Consider the following 20,564-nt stretch of genomic DNA (forward strand, 5'->3'; position numbering starts at 1 on the left):
TGGAAAACGTACCTGCCGTAGCTGCCGCCCATGCGTGCATAGGCATCTACGTCGGCCGGCCGTTACGGAACTGATGGGAGTGCGCCGGCTCGCATGCGATCGACGAAGAGAAACTTCGCGTTAATCCGGCTAAAACGGCCGGCTAAAACGGCCGGCTTGAACGGCGACGCCCATGCGTTACTCGAACGTCATGTCACGGTCTGCCGTGTGGACTGCCGCCAGGCGAGCGCGGACGGCCCGTCTGCTGGCCAGTTGGCTTACCCCGGTCGCGCGCTTCAAACGCTTTCATTGGCGGCGCTATTCTATTGAACCCGGTCCTTGCATCGAATAACGAAACGCTTTTTTGATTCATTTTTCTGGTTGGTTTTGATTTGCGATGCATAGGATTCTAAGCAAGGCGATATTGCTTAATTGTCTGGAAAAATGTAAAAAAAAGTGTCAGGCAAAATATGCTTATGGCATGGCAATGGTGGCGGTTTAGCGGGAATTTATTACCCGAAATCAGTAAGCTGAATAGAAAAAACGTGGCGCGTTTTTTCTGCTTTTATTCGCGGGATTCGGTAGCAATTTCTTATTTGAAGATTATTGATAAAAAATGGGAAGGGCGACCTAACTCGCCGATTTTGTCGCGCAATCCGACTCGGAAAAGCGAGTCAGGTGAAATGGCGGAAAAGCACGCGAGTGGCGGTTATTGAGAAGGGCGGTCGGAGCGCGAAACGGCCGGAGTTGCCGCGCGATTATCTCGGGCGTGTCTTCAGCATCCCGGCGCGGATCCGAGGGCGTGAATAATGGCGCGATGTTTATTGCGAAGAACGACTAGAAAAGCGCCGCGCCACGCGCCGGGAAAATGCCCCGTGCATTGCGGAGAAAATGCGAAATCGACGTCTTGCGCGGCGGAGAGTACAAAACGCATAAGCAGAAGCCCACCGGTCGGCAATGCATAACTCGATTCAAGCCCGATGGTAAGATAATTTCCCTCTTTGCCAATGCGCTTAATACGCTGTGCACCTGTCCGGGACTGCGATGAGTGATACCTTGCAAGCACCGTTTTCCATTCTCTTCGTCGACGACGACGAAATGTCGCGCAACCATTTTGAGCGTGCGATCGGCGCCGACTACCGCGTGTACGTCGCGCACGGCGCCGATCACGCCATGGCCACGCTGGCGTCGCACGGTAGCGAGATCGCCGTGCTCGTCACCGATTTCCGCATGCCGGAGCGCGACGGCGACGATCTGCTGCGCGAAGTCGCGCAAGCCTATCCGCAGATCGTGCGCATACTCGTGACCGCCTACGCAGACAAAGACATGCTGCTTCAAACGGTCAACACCGGCGACATCTTCCGCATACTCGAAAAGCCGCTGCGGACGGACACCGTGCGCGAGGTGCTGCAACTGGCCATCGCGCGCTATACCGAACGGGAAACGCGTCAGCAGCGGCTGCTCGCCATGGACGAAACGCTCGCGTTCCTGGCGCATGAACTGAACACGCCGCTCGCCGCCATTTCGCTGTTCGCGCGCTCGGTGGAAACCGACGTCAGCCAGCAATACGATCCCGAGCGTCAACGGGACATCGGCCGCGCGGCGTCGTCCATGCTCAACAACGCGCAGTATTGCCTCACGCTCATCTCGTCGTTCTGGGCCACGGTGCACAAGAGCGGCGCGCAGCAGTCGGCGTCGGCGCCCGGCAGCCGCGAAGTGCGGGCCACGCGCCTGATCGCCACGCTGCTCGACACCTATCCGTTCGCCGGGCCGCAACGGGACTGGATCGGGCTCGACGTGCAACGCGACTTCGTCGTGCACGCCATGCCGAATTGCGTGGCGCTGGTGTTGTCTTCGTTATTGTCCAATGCGTTGCGCGCGCTCGCCGGCATGGCGGCGCCTTCGTTGCGCATCGAAGTGGTGGCCGAGCCGGAACCGCAAATCCGTGTGCGCGATAACGGCCCCGGCATCGCGCCGGACATCAAGGCGCGTCTGCTGCTCGATCCCGTCACCACGCACGCCGGGTCGGGCGGTCATGGCATGGGCATGATCTTCTGCAACCGGATCATGCAATCGTTCGGCGGTTCGATGCGAATTGAATCGACGGTCGGTGAGGGGACCACCGTCGTGATGGGCTTTCCGAATTTCCACGGCCACGCCCGCGCAATCGCCGCGAGCAACGTGGAAGAAAGCGAAAATGGGAGCGGCAAGCGCACCGCCAGGGTCGTCGGTATCGATAACCTCGGCGACAAGCTTGGCGCCAACGCTAATGCCAACGTCAGTGCGAACATCGGCGGCCCGGTGCCGCCCGTTTATCCGTCGCTCAGCGCGTCGCTGTAATCGGCGCTGGGACTTTCGTGCGGCCCGGTTTGGCTGCCGAAAAGTAATTCTGCAAGGCGTCCGCCGAACGCTCGCCCAGCGAGCCGATGCGTTGCAGCCAGTCGGACTCGGACGGCCATGCGCCTTCCACGACACGCGGATAAATCTGCCGCGCATACTGATGCAAGGCCTTCGCGCCGATATTGCCGCTCACGCCGAGCAACAGATGCAAGGCGCTGTGCACGGCGTCGAGATCCTGTGCCGCTTCGCTCGCCGCGAGTTGCACGAGCGTCGCACGAATCTGCGCGATACCGTTGAGGAAAGTCTGATCGAGCAGGTCGAGCGAGACCAGTTCTTCCAGATGCCTCTCGTCGAGTAAGGGCGTTTCCGCGGCCGCCGCGAGCCGGGCGAGCGGCACCGGTTGCGCGACCGGCGACTCGGCGTTGGCCGCCGCGTTCAGGCTCGGGTCCCGGTCGCGCTCGCGTGCGCCCGTGGCGCCCGATCCTGCCGCCATGGCCGCCAGGCCCGGTGCCGCGCTCGCGCCGCGTGTGCTGGTGGTGCGCTGCTGCGCGAATTGCCGCGCGAGCGAGGCGTACAGCGATCCCACCTGCACCGGCTTGACCATGACCTCGTTCATGCCCGCGGCAAGACAGCTTTGCACCGCGTCCATGTCGGACTGACTCGTCAGGGCGACGATCGGCACCCTGGCATAGGCGTCGCTGCGCACACGGATCAGCGCGGTGGTTTCCACGCCGCCCATGCCCGGCATGTTCAGGTCCATCACGATGGCGTCGATGCCGCTTTCGGCGTTCAAGCGCGTCAGCACCGCGCGGCCATGCTCGGCTTCGATCACGCTCGCGCCGTAGCGCTCCAGATAGCCCTTGGTGACGAGCCGACTATAGGTGTCGTCGTCGGCCACCAGGATCGTCTTGCCGGCAAAGCCGTCGAAGCGCTGGCTGCGCTGATGACGGTTGCCGTTCTCGAACAGCGTCTGCAGCGAGGTGATGAGTTCGACCACCGTGGACGACTTGCTGATCATGTCGTCCATGCCGGCGCGCCGCGCGAGCACGCGGGTCACGTTGCCCGGTTCCGCCGTGTAGGCGGCGATCAGCACGTTCCAGTTCGGACTCCGATGGTCGGCGCGGATCTTCTCGGCGGCGGTATAGCCGTCTTTCACCGGCATGTTGATGTCCATCAGCACGAGATCGCAGGGCAGCGGCTGGCGCAGCATGACGAGCGCCTGCTCGCCGTTCTCCGCCTCGCGCACCTGCGCGCCGACCTTCGAGAGCGCGCGTGCGGTGCGGGCGCGCTGGGTCGGTTCGTCGTCGACGATCAGAATATGCTTGCCGCTGAAAAACGGCCTGGCGTGGTCGAAGATTTTCTGTTCGTGTTCCGCTACTTCGCTTTCCGAGACGAGCGGGAACTGCAGCGTGAACTGGGTGAACTTGCCGAGTTCCGAGCGGCAGGCGATGCTGCCGCCGAAGGCGCGCATGGCGCGCTGGCAATAGGCCAGCCCGAGTCCGGTGCCGGCCGAGTTGCCGGCGGTGCGGAACGGCTCGAACAGGTGCGGCAGAATCTCCGGGGCGATGCCGGGGCCGGTGTCGTGCACGATCACGGTCTGGCGCTCCACGGTGAGCGTGAGCGTGGCCGACGCCTGCGTGGCGATGTGATGCAACGCGTTCTTGATGAGGTTGAACAGCGTGAACAGATAGACGGTTTCGTCGACCTTGAAGGTGAAGTCTTCGATCACCACGAGCCGCACGCGGCCGCGCTCCACCTGGTCGGCAAAACCGTATTCGTCGAGCGCCTTGCGGGTGGTCGCCGCGGCGCTCAGATAGGCGAGGTGATCGGAGCGGATGGGCTTCGCGCTCACTTCGTCGAGCGTCATGGCGATGATCCGCAGGCCGCGTTCGATCGACAGTTGCCCGTGCGCGAGATGACGGTACAGCGACGCGGCGCGTTCATGCGACAGCACCGGCGCGCGGCTCGACTCGGACGCCGCCGGCAGCACTTCTTCCACACGGTCCAGCACGTGACGCAACTGGCTGAGCGGGTTGCGCATCTCGTGGGCGATCGAGCCTGCCAGTGCCTTCAGCGCCCGGTTTTTCTCGACGAAGATACGGCCTTTGCTGATCGCATGGCTGAACGCCATGCTGCACAGCACGACCACCGGCAGCACGGCCAGGTCGGACTGGTTGGCGGCCGTGAGCACGATGGGCGCGGGCGAGCTGAATATGGCCGCGAGCGAGCCGGAAAAGATGCCGGCGCCGATGCAGCCCATCAGCAAAATCGGGTTGTCGATACACAAGGCCATGATGAAGAGCATCATGACTTCGGTCATCATCCACATGGTGGAGAAACCGTTGCGGATGGCGAGGAACGTGCAGACGAAGGGCAGCACGTAGATCAGGCAGCAATGCCAGTAGATCAGCAAGGCGTTGTTCAGCCGCTTGGGCCAGCGCGCCTGAAAGATCAACGGAATGCACACGGCAGCCGCGCTCAGGCGCAGCGCCAGGTTGTCGTACGGCTGGGGCAGGACGTAGGTCCAGACGATGTAATAGATGGGGTGGCACAGGAGGCCCAGTGCGCCGCCCCATCGAATTGCAAACCGGCTTCTTTCCAGCAAATCCCGCATGCTTTCCCGCGGCATCACCATCAGGCCTCCAATGATGTTCACGACCCCATCAGTTCATGTTTGTCGCGATGTTGGGCATCGAGCGTAATCGCCTGGCCGTTTTTCCCGTGGAACGGCCCAACCGAAAACCCGTATTTTTTCAGCAAGCCGTGGGTATAAGACACCGACCACACAGGCGGGCTGCCGATGATGAAATCGGAAGCGATGCCTTCTTGCCAGGCTGCATAACCTTCGGCGAAACAGGTGTAGCAATCGCGTGTGCTGGGCAGTCTGAACGGGAACATGGTGTTCAATCCGGCCGGGCCACGCGCGAAACACTCAATATATAGCGTATGGCCGCGGGACGCGAGTTCCGCCTCGACGCTCGCCGCCCGTGGATGCGAGTCGTCGATCCAGAACTGGGCCCGTTTGAGGTCGGCGGCGGTGAGATACGGCACGCTGGTGCTGCTCGCGAGAATGGCGCCGTCGAAGGCCGGCAGGGGCGTGTCGGGGCTGAACGTGTGGACCGAGACGCGGGTGCGGCCGCGCGGGTCGGCGGCCAGCAGCTCCTGCGCCTGGTCGCGCAGCAGGTTCAGCTTGTCGGGCAGGTCGATCAGGATCAGCTCTTTCGGCGCGTCCTTGTAGAGCAGGTATTTGGCGACCGTCGTGCCGAGCCGTCCGGCCGCGCCGAACAGGGCGAGGCGGGTCTTGCCGAATTCGAGGTCGAGCTCGTTGCAGCAGTGCATCGCCCAGTCCTTGAGCATGGCGCCGGTAGCGGCATGTCCCGTGGTGATGTGGGGCGGTTTGGTGGGACGGGCCAGCGCGCCGTAGTTGCACGCATACGGCGTGGAGGCGCCCATCGCCACCATGTTCAGGCCGGCCTGGCGAGCCAGTTCCAGCGCAGGAAAGAATTGCGTCTCGCGAAAACGCTTGATGCCGCGCGGACTGCCGAGCCACATTTCGAGCGGCACCGGACATGCGATATTCGCGCCGATCATTTGCGAGCCCTGATAGATCGGCGAGGCAATAAACGGACTGGTATTCCATAGCTCTTCTTCGAAAGCGCTATTCCGGTGTTTTACATTGTGGAAAGAAAAGGAAAGCGTTTCCCAATCGGTCGCGTGAAATAAAAACCCGATACCGCCCTGACCGGCGGGCAGGTTGTCCCGTATTTCTTCTGGTTGAATGGTGTGCTTGAGCGCGAGCGGAGCACTATTGGCGTGCAGGATAGGGCTGAGCGCCTCCATGGAGTCGGTCAACGCTACCTGGTGAACGGATGTTCTCATTGGTTTTCCCTTGGGTTGAATCCGCATTGAGAGAAGTCAATGCGATGTTGTCCGTCGGAATTGACCGACAACCCTTCAACTCTAGAGAAATCCATAAAGAATTGTCCGTGTGTTCGTTCGCATGGACGTGAGAATCAAACGGCTTTCGCGCTAAAGCGTCGTGAAGCAGGCAATCCGGTTTCATGCGATTTGCATAAACCCGATAGTCGCTCCGCCCCGGTTCGATGTGATCGCAACGGGATACGGCCGGCTTGCCAGGCCGGCTTTTCAACGGGCTTTCGTTAGCGCGCTCACGAATATGGTTTCGTGGATTTGTTCGTGGCGGCGCGCGCGGTGTGCACTGAGAATCACGTGAGCGGCCGCGCGGCTGCCTGCACGGTGCGCCGCCCGTCGGTCCCGGCATGGCGGCGGCAGCAGTGGCGCGCGCCACCCCGGACCCCTTCCTCTTCGCGGACTTCCATGAGCAGACGTAGCGGACACCTGCGCCTCGGCGCGTTTCTCTATCCTTCCGGACACCACATCGCGGCCTGGCGGCATCCCGGCGCGCAGGTGGATGCCGGCGTGAACTTCGGCCACTACGTGCGGCTCGCGCAGACCGCCGAGGCCGCGAAATTCGACCTCGTGTTTCTCGCCGACGGCGTCGGCACGCGCGGCGACGACGTCGAGTTCCTGAGCCGCACCGCGCACAGCTACGTCGCGCAGTTCGAGCCGATCACGCTGCTCTCGGCGCTCGCCGCCGTGACGGAGCGCATCGGTCTGGTCGGCACGGCCTCGACGAGCTTCAACGAGCCGTATCACATCGCCCGCAAATTCGCGTCGCTCGATCACATCAGCGGCGGCCGCGCGGGCTGGAATCTGGTGACGTCGTCGAGCGAACACGAAGCGAAAAACTTCAACCGCGAGCGGCATTTCGCGCACGCCGAGCGCTACGAGCGCGCGGCCGAATTCGCGGAGGTCACGGCAGGCCTGTGGGACAGCTGGGAAGACGATGCCTTCGTGCGCGACCGGCAGGAAGGGCGTTTCTTCGACCCGGCCAAGCGTCACGTGCTGGATCACAAGGGACGCTTCTTCCAGGTGAAGGGGCCGCTGAACGTCGCGCGTTCGCCGCAGGGGCATCCGGTGGTGGTGCAGGCGGGTTCGTCCGACGCGGGGCGCGAACTGGCCGCGAAAACGGCCGAAGTGATTTTCACGGCGCAGCAGACCTTGCCGGACGCGATCGATTTTTACGCGGACGTGAAAGGGCGGCTGGAGGCATACGGCCGTCGCCCGGACGATCTGAAGATCATGCCCGGCGTGCTGCCGATTGTCGGGCGCAGCGAAAGCGAGGCACGCGAGAAGTTCGAGGAGTTGCAGTCGCTGATCGATCCGACCGTGGGACTCGCGCTGGTGTCGGTGCTGACCGGCGGCTTCGATCTTTCCAGCTATCCGCTCGACGGTCCGATTCCCGAACTGCCGGAAACGAATGCGAGCAGGAGCCGCCAGACGCTGACGATCGAACTCGCCCGCCGCGAGAATCTGACCATCCGCCAGCTTTACCTGCGTGTGGCCGGCGCGCGCGGCCACTGGCAACTCGTCGGCACGCCCGCGCAGATCGTCGATCAACTCGAAGAGCGCTTCGTCAACTATGGCGCGGACGGCTTCAACGTGATGCCGCCGGTGCTGCCCGACGGTCTGACCGATTTCGTCGAACTGGTGCTGCCCGAGTTGCGGCGGCGCGGGCTCTTTCGCGAAGAATACGAAGGCCGCACGTTGCGCGAGAACCTCGGCTTGCGGCGTCCGCAAAACCGGTACTTGCGCGCCTGAAGCTGCGGCGTGCGCAACGGCGGCGATTCAGCCGCCGTGCGCGTCGATCAGTTCAGCGCGACGGCCGCGGCGGCGCTCACCGGCGAACCTTCGATCGCCACCGACCGCCGGCCATCCGTCCCGACCGGCACGTCGCCGACCAGCGTGGTGCGATACAGCTGCCGGTCGAACTCCAGATCGAAGATATCGGTGGGCGCGAGATGGGCGGTTGCGCGGTTGTCCCAGAAGGCAACGCTGCCGGCTTCCCACTTGAAACGCACGGTGAATTCCGCACGCGTGACATGCTCCCAGAGCAATTCGAGCAGAACCTGGCTCTCGCGCGGCGTCACGCCCACGATGGACTTCAGGAAACTCGGGCTCACATACAACGCGCGTTCGCCCGTTTCCGGATGCACTCGGACGAGCGGATGCTCGGTCACGAGGATGCGTTTTTCGACGGCCTTCGCAAATTCCTCGGTGCCGCTCGCGCCGGCCGGCGGCGTGAAGCGGTGCAGTCCACGCAACCCGTCGACGAAATCGCGCAGCGGCGCCGAGAGTTTCTGGTAAGCCGTCACGAGATCGGTCCATTGCGTATCGCCGCCATACGGCGGAATCGTCACGCCGCGCAGGATCGATGCCCACGGCGGATTGACGGCGGCGGTGACGTCGGTGTGCCAGCCGGTCCATGGCCGCAACACCGCCTGTCCTTCGAAACGCGTGGCTTTGCGGTACTTCGAGATCGAATAGATTTCAGGGTGCCCGTCGACATGACCGAATACCGGATGACCCAGCGTCAGTTCGCCGAATTGCGCAGCGAAGGCCACATGCTGCTCGTGCGTGAGGAACTGCTCGCGGAAAAACACCACGCGCCATTTCAGCAGGGCGGCGCGAATCTGCGCGACCTGCTGCGTGTCGAGTTTTTGCGTGAGATCCACGCCGTGAATCTCGGCGCCGATGTGCGCGGAGAGCGGCTTGATCTGGATCGACTGCACTTCCTGCAATGCGGCTGCGCTCATGCGAGCCTCCGTCGTGAGATGAATGTGGGGGACAGGTAGCTGTTTTCTGAACCTTGACGATGCTAGCGGCCGGCCGCCGCGGCCGTCTGCCTGCGCGCGTCGGTATGGCGATTCACCGGCTTCGGCAATCCGAGGTTGTCGCGCAGCGTGCTGCCTTCGTATTCGGTGCGGAACAGGCCGCGCCGCTGCAATTCCGGCACGACCTGATCGGCGAACTCCGTCAGGCCGCCCGGCAGCCACGGCGACATGATGTTGAAGCCGTCCGCGCCTTCTTCCTCGAACCATTGCTGCAACTGGTCCGCGATACTTTGCGGCGTGCCGACCACCTGCTGATGACCGCGCGCGCCGGCAATGCGCAGATACAGGTCGCGAATCGTGAGGTTTTCGCGACGCGCCAGATCGAACAGCAGCCGCTGGCGGCTCTTGCCGCCGTTGGTTTCCGGCAACTCGGGCAGCGGGCCGTCCACGGGGTATTGCGACAGGTCCACGCCGCCCGACATGTTCGACAGCAGCGACAAGCCCACGGTGGGATGAATCAGATCCTGCAACGCCGCAAACTTCTCATCGGCTTCTTCCTGCGTGCGTCCAATGATCGGAAAGATGCCCGGCATGATCTTCAGGTGATCCGGCGCGCGGCCGTATCTGGCGAGCCGCCCTTTGACGTCGCGATAAAAGGCTTTCGCTTCGTCGAGCGTCTGATGGGCGACGAAAATGACCTCGGCGGTTTGCGCGGCGAGTTCGCGTCCCGCTTCGGAGGCGCCGGCCTGCACGACAACCGGCCAGCCTTGCGGTGAACGCGCCACGTTGAGCGGTCCGCGCACCTTGAAGTGCTTGCCGGCGTAATTGAGGGCATGCAGTTTTTCCGGGTCGAAATAGAGGCCGCTTTCCTTGTCGCGCAGAAAGGCGTCGTCTTCCCAGCTGTCCCAGAGACCCGCGACGACGTCGTAGAATTCGCGCGCGCGCTCATAGCGAACGGCGTGATCCGGATGACGATCGAAGCTGAAATTCAGCGCTTCCGATTCCGTGCTCGACGTGACCAGGTTCCAGCCGGACCGTCCGCCGCTCAGATGGTCGAGCGAGGCGAACTTGCGCGCGAGGTTGTACGGCTCGTTGAAGGTGGTCGAGACCGTCGCGATCAGGCCGATGTTTTTCGTGACCACGGAAAGCGCGGACAGCAGCGTGATCGGCTCGAAATGATCGGCGCGCGCGGTGCGCGACAGCGAGGGCAGATTCGTATCGCGCACGCTCACGCTGTCGGCGAAAAACACGGCGTCGAATTTGGCGCGCTCGGCGATCTGCGCCAGCTCCGCGTAATGCGAGAAGTCGAGGCCGCCGCCCGCGTGCGCATCGGGATGCCGCCATGCGGCGATGTGATGGCCGGTCTCCATGAGGAATGCGCCGAGTCTGATCTGCCGCTTCGGCGCGCCGTTCGATTGCTTGTTGCCGCTCATTGTCTGCTCCGTGTTCTGTTGATCTGAGAGGAAGGCCTGCCGTGGCTCACCACGCAAGCCGCCATTCGGTAATCGGCGGATTCGCGGCCGGCACCCGTGAGCCGCCGCGCGGCACGTCGTCGTCGGTCGGCGGTTCATGCGAGGCCTGCTGTTCCGCGAAATCGGCCAGCACTTCCTCGCGTAATTGGATGAAGCGCGGGTCGTTGCGGTCGCGCGGACGCGGCAGGGCCACGTCCACGATGCGCTTGATGCGGCCCGGCCGCGGCGCCATGGTGACGACGCGGTCGCCGAGATACAGCGCTTCGTCCACGTCGTGAGTGACGAGAATCATCGTGATGCGCTCGTGTTCCCAGATACGCTGCAATTCGTTTTGCAGACGCGCGCGCGTCAGGGCGTCGAGTGCGCCGAACGGTTCGTCGAGCAGCAGCACGCGTGGCCGGTTCACGAGGCCGCGCGCAATCGCTACGCGCTGCGCCATGCCGCCCGATAGTTGATGGGGATACGCGTTTTCGAAGCCGTTCAGTCCGACCAGCGCGATGTGCTGCGCCACGGCATCGCGTTTTTCATGCGTCGAGAGCGGCGCGTTGCGCAAGGCGGCGAGAATGTTCTGCGAAGCCGTGAGCCACGGAAACAGACGGTGGTCCTGAAACACGATGCCGCGTTCGAGCGATGTGTCGCGCACTTTCTCGCCGGCCACGACGATCTCGCCGGTGTAGTCGGTATCGAGCCCCGCGATGAGCCGTAGCAAGGTGGATTTGCCGCAACCGCTCGACCCCAGCACGCTGACGAATTCGCCGGGACGTATGCGCAGATTGATGTCGTCGAGGACGGCAAGCGGTGCGCCGCCTTGCTGCGTATAACGCTTGCTCACATGAAGAATGTCGATGCTTTCGGACAGCGTGGAAGAGGTCATGGCGCGATGGATATCCGTGCAGATTCAAAGGAAATTCAGTGGCACATTCGTATGCGAGTACGGCTTGGACGCGGTCCAGGTGCGGTCTAGGCACGACGGGCAAAGATCGCGCGTTCGACCGCGCGGGCCAATGCGTTCAACGCCCAGCCGGTCACCCCCACCACGATGACGCCGAACAGCACGAGGTCCATGCGGAACTGTTCACTGCCGTCGATCAGCGTGTTGCCGATGCCGCTGCCCGCCACCAGCAGATATTCCGCGCCGAGCGTGGCGAGCCACGAATAGATCAGCGCGAGATAGATGCCGGTGAAAATCGAAGGCAGGGCGGCGGGCAGAATCACCGCGCGAATCAGTTGCCAGCGTGAATAGCGGAAGGCGCGCGCGACTTCGATGTAAGCGCGCGGCACGGCGTGTATGCCGTCGCAGGTGTGAGCCGCTACCGGCAGCAAGGCCGCAAGCGAAAGAAACACCACTTTCGCGGCGTCGCCGAGACCGAACCAGACGGAGATCAGCGGAATCCACGCGAATAGCGAGATCTGCTTGAACGTGTCGAAGCTCGGTCCGATCATGCGTGTGGCGAGCCGCGACAAGCCGAGCACGCTGCCGAGCAGCAGACCGCCGAGCGAGCCGATCACGAACCCGCTGGCCTCGCGCGCGAGCGAAGCCGACAACGCCTTCAGCAGCGCGCCGCTTGCGATCTGCTGCCGCGCGGTGTCGAGTACCTGCGCGGGGCTCACCAGTAAGCCGCTTTTGACGACATGCGCCTGCGACACGCCCCACCAGATTGCGACGGCGATCAGCGGCAGGACGGCGCCCCGCGCGTCGATGCGGGACAGGCGCGCAAGCAGCGAGCGGCGCGGGCGCGCGGCGCGCTGGAACGACGAGGGCACGTCGGCGCATTCGCACGACGTTCCGGTTGGCGGCTGCCGGTCGATAAAGCGTTTGAACATGGCGAGACTCATCGTGGAAACCTCTTTGATGCGACACGGGGTGACCGTCGGGACGACGGCTATTGCTCGCGGAATGCCGACGGTTGACCGCGCCGCAGACGCGCTTCGATCGCGTCGAGCGAGCGGTTCATCGCATAACCGATGGCGCCGACCACCACCACCGAGGCCATCACCAGATCGAGCTGGAATAGCTGGCGGCCGTAGACGATCAGATAGCCGAGTCCTTCGGACGACGCCACCAGTTCAACCACGACGAGCGCGAGCCATGCCTTGGTGAACGCGAGACGCACGCCGGTCGCGAGTGTCGGCACGGCGGCCGGCAACACCAGATAGACGATGCGTTGCCAGCCGCGATAGGCGAAAACGCGCGCGACTTCATCGAGCGCAGCGGGTGTCTGGCGAAATCCCTGCAGCGTGCTCAACGTCACGGGGACGAGCGCGGCGTGCGCGATCAGGATGTACTTGAGCGGCTCGCCCACACCGACGAGCAGCAGCAGGAACGGCAGCCAGCCGAGCACGGGAATCTGCACGAGGGCGTTGAAACTCGGCAATACGTAGGCTTCGAGCGTGCGCGACAGGCCGAGCGCAGCGCCGAGTGCGAAGCCCAGCAACGTGCCAGCCGCAAAGCCGAGCAGCACGCGTTGCAGGCTGATGAAGGTATTGCGCGCGAGGTCGCCGCTCTGCGCCAGTTCGATGAAGGTATCGACCACCCGTTCGGGCGGCGGCAGGATTTGCGGCGCGATCCAGCCACGCTCGCAACCCGTCGCCCACAAGGCGAGCAGGACGGCGGGCAGCAGCCACGGCGCAAGACGCCAGGCCACTGCACGCAGCCGCGCATGGCGATAAAGCGGCTGAGGTGGCGCGGAATGATCCGGCGTGCCGAGTCGTTCGCTATCGGCGTGGAGTGCGGTTTCGCTCATCGTGCGAGTTCCTGGTGACGGGGTCGCGGTGTCTGTTTCAGCCGAGCGGTTTGCCGGTGGTGTCGTAGCGCGTCCAGTAGTGGTCGAGCTTTTGCGTGCGCAGGGCGTTGTCGAGATACTTCGTCTCGAACCAGCCGTCCACCTGAACCGGCTGACGGATGAGCTTGAGCTTCAGCGCGTCGGCAGCCACGGCCTTGTATCGCCCGACGATGAACGGGTCGATCAGCGGCGAGTTGCGGTCTTTCAGGCTCTGATTGGCGAATTCGGCTTGCCACGAGGAATAGGGAACGCCGCTTTTCGCCCACAGTTTGAAGAGCGCATCGCGGTTCGCCTCGTCGGACGACCACTGCGCGCCTTGCACGAATACGTTCACCACGCGTTGCACGATATCCGGATGCGCGTGATCGAAATCGTCGACCACCAGCAGATGCGATTGACGCGTGAACTGCGGGCCGTCGTTCTGCGATTCGTAGACCACTTTGGCGAGGCCCTGATCGCGGAGCTTGTACACGTGGTAATCGTTGACCGACGCGTCGATGCCCTTCGACGCCAGCGCGGCGAGCGAGCTGGCCGTATCCAGATTGATGACGCGCAGGTCGCGTTCGTCGAGTTGATTGGCGGCCAGTGCGTTATCCGCTACCAGTTGCAGATTGGTGCCGCGAAAGATCGAGACGCGGCGGCCTTTGAGGTCTTTCAGCGAGTGCACGTCGGAGTCGGTCGGCACGGCGACCTTGATGCCGGTCCGCACGCCGGAAGCGAGCAGGAGGTGTGTTTTCAGGCCGTTGGCGCGGGCCAGCACGGAGGGCAGGTCGCCCTGAAACGCGAAGTCGAGCGATTTGTCGGCAATGGCTTCGTTGACGGCCGGCCCGGCGCCTTTGAAGAACAGCCATTCGATCCTGATACCGTCGGCGGCGAATTCTTTTTCCAGCGACTGCTGCAATTGCACCGTCGCGGCCGGCGAGCCGCCGAAGGTGGGTGGGTCGCCGGTGCCTTGCTGTGCGACGCCAATGCGGATCGTGGCGGGTTTGTCGGCGTAGGCGTGAACCGCGGCAAGCGAGAGCGTTGCCATGGCAACGAAAGACTTCAGCAAACGGAAATAGCGCATGCGGCGATACCAGTCAGTGGAAGGAATGGAGTGCGTTTTGCCGGTTCGTGCAGTGCTTCGCAGTGCATCAGGGCATGGCACCACACGTTAGATTCACGCTGCTCCGAATCCAACCAATGAATGCTGATAAGAAAATATGCAGTAGTTCGAACCTCCTGTCAGGATTGCGTTGAATGAACCGCCGCGGTTTCCGCCGCTGCGCGAGCGCGTCTAACTTCCTGGACGAACCGGCGCGATGACGCGGCTTGTGTGTTGGTGGTGGCTAATGGGCGTGGTGATCGTCGGGCAGACTGCGCTTCATGAAGACGTCGATATCGTCGGCGCGCGACGATAGAAATGCGCGGACGACTGTAAAACCGATCACGCCCAGTACGATGACGACAGCGGGAATATCGAATACGGTGGTGTCCATGAAAACCTCCTCGTCTTCGGAACGACAGTTGACATCTACCAGTGTAGGCAGGTGCAACCGTGGCCCTAAACGAGCATTTTTCACGGCTATGTGAGAAAGATTGCGATGGTGCCGGCATGGCGCCGGGGCGGCGCCATGCGTGCGTCAGGCGACGCTCATTGACGTTCCGGATAACGCAGTTTCGAATGGCTGCGCCCGTAAGAAAGATAGATCACCATGCCGATCACGAGCCACACCACCAGCCGCACCCAGGTGACGAGCGGCAGTCCGGCCATCAGCAGCAGGCAGAACAGAATGCCGAGCACCGGCACGATCGGCACACCCGGCACGCGGAACGGCCGCGACGCGTCGGAGTCGCTGCGGCGCAAATAGATCACGGCGCCGCAGACGAGAATAAAAGCGAACAGCGTGCCGATGCTGACCATCTCGCCCAGCACGTTGATTGGGGTCAGCGCCGCGACGATCGCCACGATCGTGCCGATCATGATCTGGCTCAGATGCGGCGTTTGCAGGCGCGGATGAACGCGCGCAAAAAGCGGCGGCAGCAAGCCGTCTTGCGACATGGTGAAGAAGATACGGCTCTGGCCGTATAGCAGCACCAGAATCACCGTAGTGAGACCGGTGAGCGCACCGATCTTGATGAGCACCGAAAACCACGTCAGACCGATGGCGTCGACGCCTTTGGCGATCGGGTCCGGCACGTTGAGGTCCGCGTAAGGGACGAGGCCGGTGAGCACGCCGGCAACGAGGATATACAGCAAGGTGCAGATCACCAGCGAACCGAGAATGCCGATCGGCATGTCGCGCTGCGGCTTTTTCGCTTCCTGTGCCGCAGTGGAGACCGCGTCGAATCCGATGAAAGCGAAGAACACCACGGCCGAGCCGCGCAGAATTCCGCTCATGCCGAAGTTGCCGAATTCGCCGGTGTTGGGAGGAATGAACGGATGCCAGTTGGCCGGATTGATGAAGAACAGGCCGAGCGCGATGAAGGCCACCACCACGACCAGTTTGACCGCGACCATGATGTTGTTCAGCCGCGCGGATTCCTTCGTGCCGAGCACGAGCATGGTGGTGAGAATGGCAATGATCACCACCGCCGGCAGATTGATGATCCCCGTTACCGTGGTGCCGTCGGCGAGTTTGACGACAGTGCCGGGCGCGGCGGCGAACGCGGGCGGAATGACGATGCCCACGTTGTGAAGCAGACTCACGATATAGCCGGACCAGCCCACGGCGACGGTGGCCGCGCCCATGGCGTATTCGAGAATCAGATCCCAGCCGATGATCCAGGCGAAGATTTCGCCGAGCGTGGCATACGTGTAGGTGTAACTGCTACCGCATACGGGCAGCATGGCGGCGAGTTCGGAGTAACACAGACCGACGAACGCACAGGCTATGCCGCCTAATATGAACGAGAGAATGATGCTCGGTCCGGCGAATTGCGCGGCAGCCGTGCCGGTCAGAACGAAAATACCCGCGCCGATAATCGCGCCGATACCCATTGCCGTGATGCTGGTGGCGCCGAGGGTTTTCGACAGCGCGTGGTCGCCGTGCGCTTGCGCGTCCGCACTGCCCACGATATCGGCCACGGACTTCCGTGCCATGTAGCTCGTATCAGCCATGATGAGTCGTCCCGTTCGAATGGTGACTGGACACGAGCCGACCCGACTGCTTCGCCTCGCGGAGTACGACAAAACCATCTGTTACCGAAGACTGGCAGGCATGAAAAACACGCTAACGTTGAATTCAGTGTAGTCCGAATTTAAACCGCTGTAAAAGAAGCGGGTTCGGCGTCGCGGCAGAGAGCGAAAAGCCGATACACGGCGTGATGCGCGTTGGCGTGACGCATAGCAGCAAGCGCGTCGTGTCGCGATTGCCGGTTTTGCGAAGTACTTCGATATCGCGGCACGGAAACATGGGAAGCAGAGTGGCGGCTTCGACGAATTCTTCTCACGCGCAACGAGATATACAAAGCAGGTTTGCTTGGTTGCCCACGAAATCCGCCAACCGTATTCTCGACGATCATCTCTTCAGGATACCGTAGCTATGACCAGCACCCAGTTGACCGACGCGCAACTCGACGAACGCTATGCACCGATTTTCGAGCGCATTGCCGATGGCAGTATCGAGCGCGAGCAGAATCGCGAACTCGCGTACGACGCCGTGAAATGGCTCAAGGAATCCGGTTTCACCGCGTTGCGCGTGCCGCGTGCTTATGGTGGTGGCGGCATTACGTTGCCGCAGTTTTTCCGTCAATTGAGCAGACTCGGTGCCGCCGATTCAAACCTGCCGCAAATCCTGCGCGCGCACTTCGGCTTCATCGAATACCGTCTGGAAAGTACCGATGAAGCGCAGCGGCGCCGATGGCTGGAACGCGTGGCCAATGGCGAGACCGTGGGAGCGGCGACCTCCGAGCGCACCGGTTCGACGCACAACTCGGTGCTGCTCGCCCACGACGCGGCAAGTGGCGTGCTGCGCCTGAATGGCGAGAAGTACTACAGCACCGGCACGCTCTACGCCGACTGGATCGGCGTCGCGGCGCATGACGACGAAAGCGATATCAACGTGGTGATCCCGGCCACCGCGCCAGGCGTCGAACGGATCGACGACTGGGACGGTTTCGGTCAACGCCTGACCGCGAGCGGCACGACGCGTTTCACCAACGTCGCGGTCGCCGAGGAATGGGTGCTGTCGCGCTACAAAGCGTCCGAGCCGCGCCGCAACTCGTTTCTCAGCGCGTATTTTCAGGCTGTTCATCTGGCGACGCTCGCGGGTATCGTGCAGGCCATCGTGCGCGACAGTGTCGCGTTCACGCAAGGCCGTACGCGTACCTTCGGCGTGGCCGGTCAATCGAGTCCGCGCGACAATCCGCTGGTGCAACGCGTAGTGGGACGGCTTGCGAGTCTCGCTTATTCGACGCGCAGCATTGTCGAGTCCGTGGCGCACAGCCTCGAAGCCGTGCATCAGAAGCGCGAGCAGGGCATTGCCACGACGGACGACTACATCGCCGTCGATGTCGAGGCTTTCCAGGCGCAGCAGATCGTGATCGAGCAGACGCTCGAAGCGGCGAGTCTGCTGTTCGAAGTGGGCGGGGCGTCGGCAACCAGCGAAACGCGGCGCTTTGATCGGCATTGGCGTAATGCGAGAACGATCGCTTCGCACAATCCGGCCGCGCAACGCGAGGCCCTGATCGGGCGTTATCACCTGAACGGCACGCCGCCGGAAGAGCGTTTCAGCTTGCCGCATGCCGGCAGCACGATTCTTTCCGCCACCGCAGCGAACGAGAGCGAGCGTCGGCCCGCTTTTGCCGATGCGGTCGTCGAGGTTGCATCCCAGGAATGAGTACGCTTCCCATTTTCAGCATTGCCTGACGTATGGACTATGCTCGATTAACGGCGTAAATCCATCTGATGCAGGGAGGCGAAGATGCAAGGCGATGCCAAGGTACTCGAATATCTGAATTCGCAATTGAAGAACGAGCTGACCGCGATCAACCAGTACTTCCTGCATGCGCGCATGTACAAACACTGGGGACTGGACGCACTCGGCAAGCATGAGTATGACGAATCCATTGGCGAGATGAAGCATGCCGACCAGCTGATCGAACGTATTTTCATGCTGGACGGTCTGCCGAATCTGCAGGATCTGCACAAGTTGCTGATCGGCGAGGAAACCCAGGAAATCCTGGAGTGCGATCTGAAACTGGAGCGGATCTCGCAAGCCACCTGCAAGGAAGGCATCGCTTATTGCGAAACGGTGCGCGACTTCATTTCACGGGAAATTCTCGTGCACATTCTCGATGAAACGGAAGAACACATCGACTGGCTCGAGACCAATCTCGCGCTGATCGACAAGGTCGGCATCCAGAACTATCAGCAAACCGGCATGGGCTCGGTGGAATAACTTCGCCAGCCGCGCGGCGTTTCGGACAGAATCGCCTCGCACCGGTCGCCCGTCCGCTTCGATTCATGCGCTGCGCACCTTTTGGGTGCGTCAGCACGTGTCTTCATGTCTTGATGTACATTGATAACCCGGCAGCACTGCCGGACCCCACACCGTCTCCCTGCAATACGCGTCACCGACGTGATGGGTTACCGTCGCCGGTAGTAGTCGTGCGTGGTTTGTGCATACCCAAGGAGCACACAAGTGCCAGACAATATGCGGGAAACGGGCGGCGGCCGCGCCAGCCTGAGTGCGGGTGCCGTGGTAGTGAGGCTCGGTGTGATCGGCGTGGCGGTACTCGCCGTGGCCGCCGCCTTCGCCTATACGGGCGGTTGGCTGTCGCCCGACCGGCTGACCCAGAAGCGGGTCATCGACGCCTTCGAGGCGACCAACGGGCCGCATCCCGGCTTCAGACGGAATCACGCCAAGGGCGTGTGCGCCACGGGCTATTTCGATAGCAACGGCGCGGCCAGTGCGATTTCGAAAGCCGCGCTGTTCGCCCCGGGCAAGGTGCCGGTGGTGGGCCGCATCGCGTTCGCGGGCGGCATGCCGTTCATTCCCGACGAACCCGCCACCGTACGCAGTCTCGCGCTGCGCTTCGTGCCCGCCAGCGGGCAGGAGTGGCGCACCGGGATGATCAATATTCCGGTCTTTCCGTTCAGAACGCCGCAGGCGTTCTACGACCAGATGGTCGCCGTGCTGCCCGATCCCGCCACCGGCAAACCCGATCCTTCGAAAATGCAGGCGTTCGTGGGCGCGCATCCCGAGTTCGGCGCGGCCATCTCGCTCATCAAGGCGCGCCAGGTGTCGTCCGGTTTCGCCGACGCAACCTATAACGCGCTCAACGCTTTCCGCTTCGTCAATGCGAGCGGTGTGGCGACGCCGGTGCGCTGGTCGGCGGTGCCGGTTCAACCGTTCGTCGCCGCCGGCGCGGGCGGTCCCGCCGCCGACAAGAACGCGCTCTTCGATGCGCTGATTGCCCAGGTGGTGCAGCATCCGGTGCAGTGGAAACTGATCCTCACGCTCGGCCAGGACGGCGACGTGACGTCGGACCCGACCGTGCCGTGGCCGGCCGATCGCAAACAGATCGACGCCGGCACGGTGACGATCGACAAACTTTCGAGCGAGGACGACGGCCCCTGCGTCGACGTGAACTTCGACCCGATGGTGCTGCCCGATGGCATCGAAGCCTCGGACGACCCGATCCCGAGCGCGCGCTCGGCGGCTTATTCCCGGTCTTTCACCTTGCGCGAAGGCGAGCGCAACGCGAAGCCGCCAAGCGCGGTTACGCCGCAGGAAGTCAACGCGGGAGGTCGGTCATGAGCATTCAAACCACGGGTTTTCCGGCAACGTCGCGTATTCTGCATTGGCTCATGGCCGTGCTCATTCTCGCCATGCTGTTCATCGGCGTCGGCATGGCTGCGTCCAATACCGGCCAGTACAGCACGCTCGTGTCGATCCACAAGCCGCTCGGCATCGCGATTCTGATTCTCGCGGCGCTGCGCCTCGTGAACCGGCTGATCAATCCGCCGCCGCCGTTGCCCGCCGATCTGCCGGGCATCCAGCGGTTCGCGGCGCACGCGTCGCATCTCGCGCTGTACGCGTTCATGTTCGCCTTGCCGCTCGTTGGCTGGAGCATGCTGTCGGCAGCGGGCTATCCGATCGTGCTGTTCGGTCCGCTGCAACTGCCGCCGATCCTGCCGAAGAGTCCGTCGGTCTACGCGAGCTTGCGTGAGCTGCATACCGTGCTCGCATATCTGCTGTTCGCCACGGTTCTGCTGCATTTCGCGGCGGCGCTGTTCCACGGCTTGATCCGGCGCGACGGCGTGCTCGAAAGCATGACGTCGGTGCGCGTCGGCAAATAAGCGCGAGCCC

Annotated in this window: 17 protein-coding genes; 7 read left to right on the forward strand and 10 right to left on the reverse strand. The window is 62.8% G+C overall.

Features of this window, described 5'->3' with window-relative positions:
- Positions 1-455: 455 nt before the first annotated feature.
- Positions 456-695, forward strand: a complete 240-nt coding sequence (locus P3T18_RS23535; protein ID WP_429302363.1) for a hypothetical protein — start codon at positions 456-458, stop codon at positions 693-695.
- A gap of 328 nt (positions 696-1,023) precedes the next feature.
- Positions 1,024-2,319 (forward strand): hybrid sensor histidine kinase/response regulator, encoded by a 1,296-nt coding sequence (locus tag P3T18_RS23540; RefSeq protein WP_429302364.1) that lies wholly within the window; start codon positions 1,024-1,026, stop codon positions 2,317-2,319.
- Here the strand turns inward: P3T18_RS23540 and P3T18_RS23545 are convergent.
- Both P3T18_RS23545 and P3T18_RS23550 read right to left on the reverse strand, forming a co-directional pair.
- Positions 2,303-4,954 carry an ATP-binding response regulator gene (locus P3T18_RS23545; protein WP_429302548.1) on the reverse strand — a complete coding sequence of 884 codons (2,652 nt, stop codon included), beginning with the start codon at positions 4,952-4,954 and terminating at the stop codon, positions 2,303-2,305. The genes P3T18_RS23540 and P3T18_RS23545 overlap by 17 nt on opposite strands.
- A 17-nt stretch (positions 4,955-4,971) precedes the next feature.
- The gene (locus P3T18_RS23550; protein WP_429302365.1) at positions 4,972-6,198 is read right to left on the reverse strand and encodes a hypothetical protein; all 1,227 of its coding nucleotides are present in this window, start codon (positions 6,196-6,198) and stop codon (positions 4,972-4,974) included.
- A gap of 459 nt (positions 6,199-6,657) precedes the next feature.
- Here P3T18_RS23550 and P3T18_RS23555 point away from each other — a divergent pair, with 459 nt between their 5' ends.
- On the forward strand, positions 6,658-8,001 hold the full coding sequence (locus tag P3T18_RS23555) for an LLM class flavin-dependent oxidoreductase (protein ID WP_429302366.1): 1,344 nt from the start codon (positions 6,658-6,660) through the stop codon (positions 7,999-8,001).
- 47 nt (positions 8,002-8,048) lie between these two features.
- Here the strand turns inward: P3T18_RS23555 and P3T18_RS23560 are convergent, their stop codons facing one another.
- The 8 genes from P3T18_RS23560 to P3T18_RS23595 all read right to left on the reverse strand — a co-directional run bounded on the left by P3T18_RS23560 (position 8,049) and on the right by P3T18_RS23595 (position 16,369).
- The gene (locus P3T18_RS23560) at positions 8,049-8,996 is read right to left on the reverse strand and encodes a TauD/TfdA dioxygenase family protein (protein WP_429302367.1); all 948 of its coding nucleotides are present in this window, start codon (positions 8,994-8,996) and stop codon (positions 8,049-8,051) included.
- Between the two features lie 62 nt (positions 8,997-9,058).
- On the reverse strand, positions 9,059-10,447 hold the full coding sequence (locus P3T18_RS23565; protein ID WP_429302368.1) for an LLM class flavin-dependent oxidoreductase: 1,389 nt from the start codon (positions 10,445-10,447) through the stop codon (positions 9,059-9,061).
- Positions 10,448-10,493: 46 nt separating this feature from the next.
- Positions 10,494-11,360, reverse strand: coding sequence for an ABC transporter ATP-binding protein (locus tag P3T18_RS23570; RefSeq protein ID WP_429302369.1), 867 nt, complete (start codon positions 11,358-11,360; stop codon positions 10,494-10,496).
- 86 nt (positions 11,361-11,446) lie between these two features.
- Positions 11,447-12,322: an ABC transporter permease gene (locus tag P3T18_RS23575; RefSeq protein ID WP_429302370.1), complete on the reverse strand. Its 876-nt coding sequence runs from the start codon at positions 12,320-12,322 to the stop codon at positions 11,447-11,449.
- Between the two features lie 47 nt (positions 12,323-12,369).
- Positions 12,370-13,230, reverse strand: a complete 861-nt coding sequence (locus tag P3T18_RS23580) for an ABC transporter permease (RefSeq protein ID WP_429302371.1) — start codon at positions 13,228-13,230, stop codon at positions 12,370-12,372.
- 37 nt (positions 13,231-13,267) lie between these two features.
- Entirely contained in the window at positions 13,268-14,335 is a 1,068-nt protein-coding gene (locus tag P3T18_RS23585; RefSeq protein ID WP_429302372.1) for an ABC transporter substrate-binding protein, read from the reverse strand.
- A gap of 262 nt (positions 14,336-14,597) precedes the next feature.
- Positions 14,598-14,747, reverse strand: a complete 150-nt coding sequence (locus P3T18_RS23590) for a hypothetical protein (RefSeq protein ID WP_429302373.1) — start codon at positions 14,745-14,747, stop codon at positions 14,598-14,600.
- 155 nt (positions 14,748-14,902) lie between these two features.
- Positions 14,903-16,369: an amino acid permease gene (locus tag P3T18_RS23595; RefSeq protein WP_429302374.1), complete on the reverse strand. Its 1,467-nt coding sequence runs from the start codon at positions 16,367-16,369 to the stop codon at positions 14,903-14,905.
- 424 nt (positions 16,370-16,793) lie between these two features.
- On the opposite strand from P3T18_RS23595, the gene P3T18_RS23600 reads away from it, so the two are divergent.
- The 4 genes from P3T18_RS23600 (at position 16,794) to P3T18_RS23615 (ending at position 20,554) form a co-directional block, all read left to right on the forward strand.
- Positions 16,794-18,089: an acyl-CoA dehydrogenase family protein gene (locus tag P3T18_RS23600; protein ID WP_429302375.1), complete on the forward strand. Its 1,296-nt coding sequence runs from the start codon at positions 16,794-16,796 to the stop codon at positions 18,087-18,089.
- Between the two features lie 84 nt (positions 18,090-18,173).
- Complete coding sequence (gene bfr, locus P3T18_RS23605; RefSeq protein ID WP_429302376.1) at positions 18,174-18,650, forward strand: bacterioferritin; 477 nt, start codon at positions 18,174-18,176, stop codon at positions 18,648-18,650.
- Between the two features lie 255 nt (positions 18,651-18,905).
- Positions 18,906-20,012 carry a catalase family peroxidase gene (locus tag P3T18_RS23610; protein WP_429302549.1) on the forward strand — a complete coding sequence of 369 codons (1,107 nt, stop codon included), beginning with the start codon at positions 18,906-18,908 and terminating at the stop codon, positions 20,010-20,012.
- Positions 20,009-20,554 (forward strand): cytochrome b, encoded by a 546-nt coding sequence (locus tag P3T18_RS23615; RefSeq protein ID WP_429302377.1) that lies wholly within the window; start codon positions 20,009-20,011, stop codon positions 20,552-20,554. Before P3T18_RS23610 ends, P3T18_RS23615 begins: the two co-directional genes overlap by 4 nt.
- Positions 20,555-20,564 lie beyond the last annotated feature (10 nt).

Source organism: Paraburkholderia sp. GAS199 (assembly GCF_050436585.1).
Lineage (GTDB): Bacteria > Pseudomonadota > Gammaproteobacteria > Burkholderiales > Burkholderiaceae > Paraburkholderia.

Coding starts and splice junctions, on each gene's coding strand:
- P3T18_RS23590 (WP_429302373.1), bottom strand. CDS start 14,747: ATGGACACCACCGTATTCGATATTCCCGCTGTCGTCATCGTACTGGGC.
- P3T18_RS23560 (WP_429302367.1), bottom strand. CDS start 8,996: ATGAGCGCAGCCGCATTGCAGGAAGTGCAGTCGATCCAGATCAAGCCG.
- P3T18_RS23595 (WP_429302374.1), bottom strand. CDS start 16,369: ATGGCTGATACGAGCTACATGGCACGGAAGTCCGTGGCCGATATCGTG.
- P3T18_RS23580 (WP_429302371.1), bottom strand. CDS start 13,230: ATGAGCGAAACCGCACTCCACGCCGATAGCGAACGACTCGGCACGCCG.
- P3T18_RS23610 (WP_429302549.1), top strand. CDS start 18,906: ATGCGGGAAACGGGCGGCGGCCGCGCCAGCCTGAGTGCGGGTGCCGTG.
- P3T18_RS23555 (WP_429302366.1), top strand. CDS start 6,658: ATGAGCAGACGTAGCGGACACCTGCGCCTCGGCGCGTTTCTCTATCCT.
- P3T18_RS23575 (WP_429302370.1), bottom strand. CDS start 12,322: ATGAGTCTCGCCATGTTCAAACGCTTTATCGACCGGCAGCCGCCAACC.
- P3T18_RS23615 (WP_429302377.1), top strand. CDS start 20,009: ATGAGCATTCAAACCACGGGTTTTCCGGCAACGTCGCGTATTCTGCAT.
- P3T18_RS23570 (WP_429302369.1), bottom strand. CDS start 11,360: ATGACCTCTTCCACGCTGTCCGAAAGCATCGACATTCTTCATGTGAGC.
- P3T18_RS23565 (WP_429302368.1), bottom strand. CDS start 10,447: ATGAGCGGCAACAAGCAATCGAACGGCGCGCCGAAGCGGCAGATCAGA.
- P3T18_RS23535 (WP_429302363.1), top strand. CDS start 456: ATGGCATGGCAATGGTGGCGGTTTAGCGGGAATTTATTACCCGAAATC.
- P3T18_RS23600 (WP_429302375.1), top strand. CDS start 16,794: ATGACCAGCACCCAGTTGACCGACGCGCAACTCGACGAACGCTATGCA.
- bfr (WP_429302376.1), top strand. CDS start 18,174: ATGCAAGGCGATGCCAAGGTACTCGAATATCTGAATTCGCAATTGAAG.
- P3T18_RS23550 (WP_429302365.1), bottom strand. CDS start 6,198: ATGAGAACATCCGTTCACCAGGTAGCGTTGACCGACTCCATGGAGGCG.
- P3T18_RS23545 (WP_429302548.1), bottom strand. CDS start 4,954: ATGGTGATGCCGCGGGAAAGCATGCGGGATTTGCTGGAAAGAAGCCGG.
- P3T18_RS23540 (WP_429302364.1), top strand. CDS start 1,024: ATGAGTGATACCTTGCAAGCACCGTTTTCCATTCTCTTCGTCGACGAC.
- P3T18_RS23585 (WP_429302372.1), bottom strand. CDS start 14,335: ATGCGCTATTTCCGTTTGCTGAAGTCTTTCGTTGCCATGGCAACGCTC.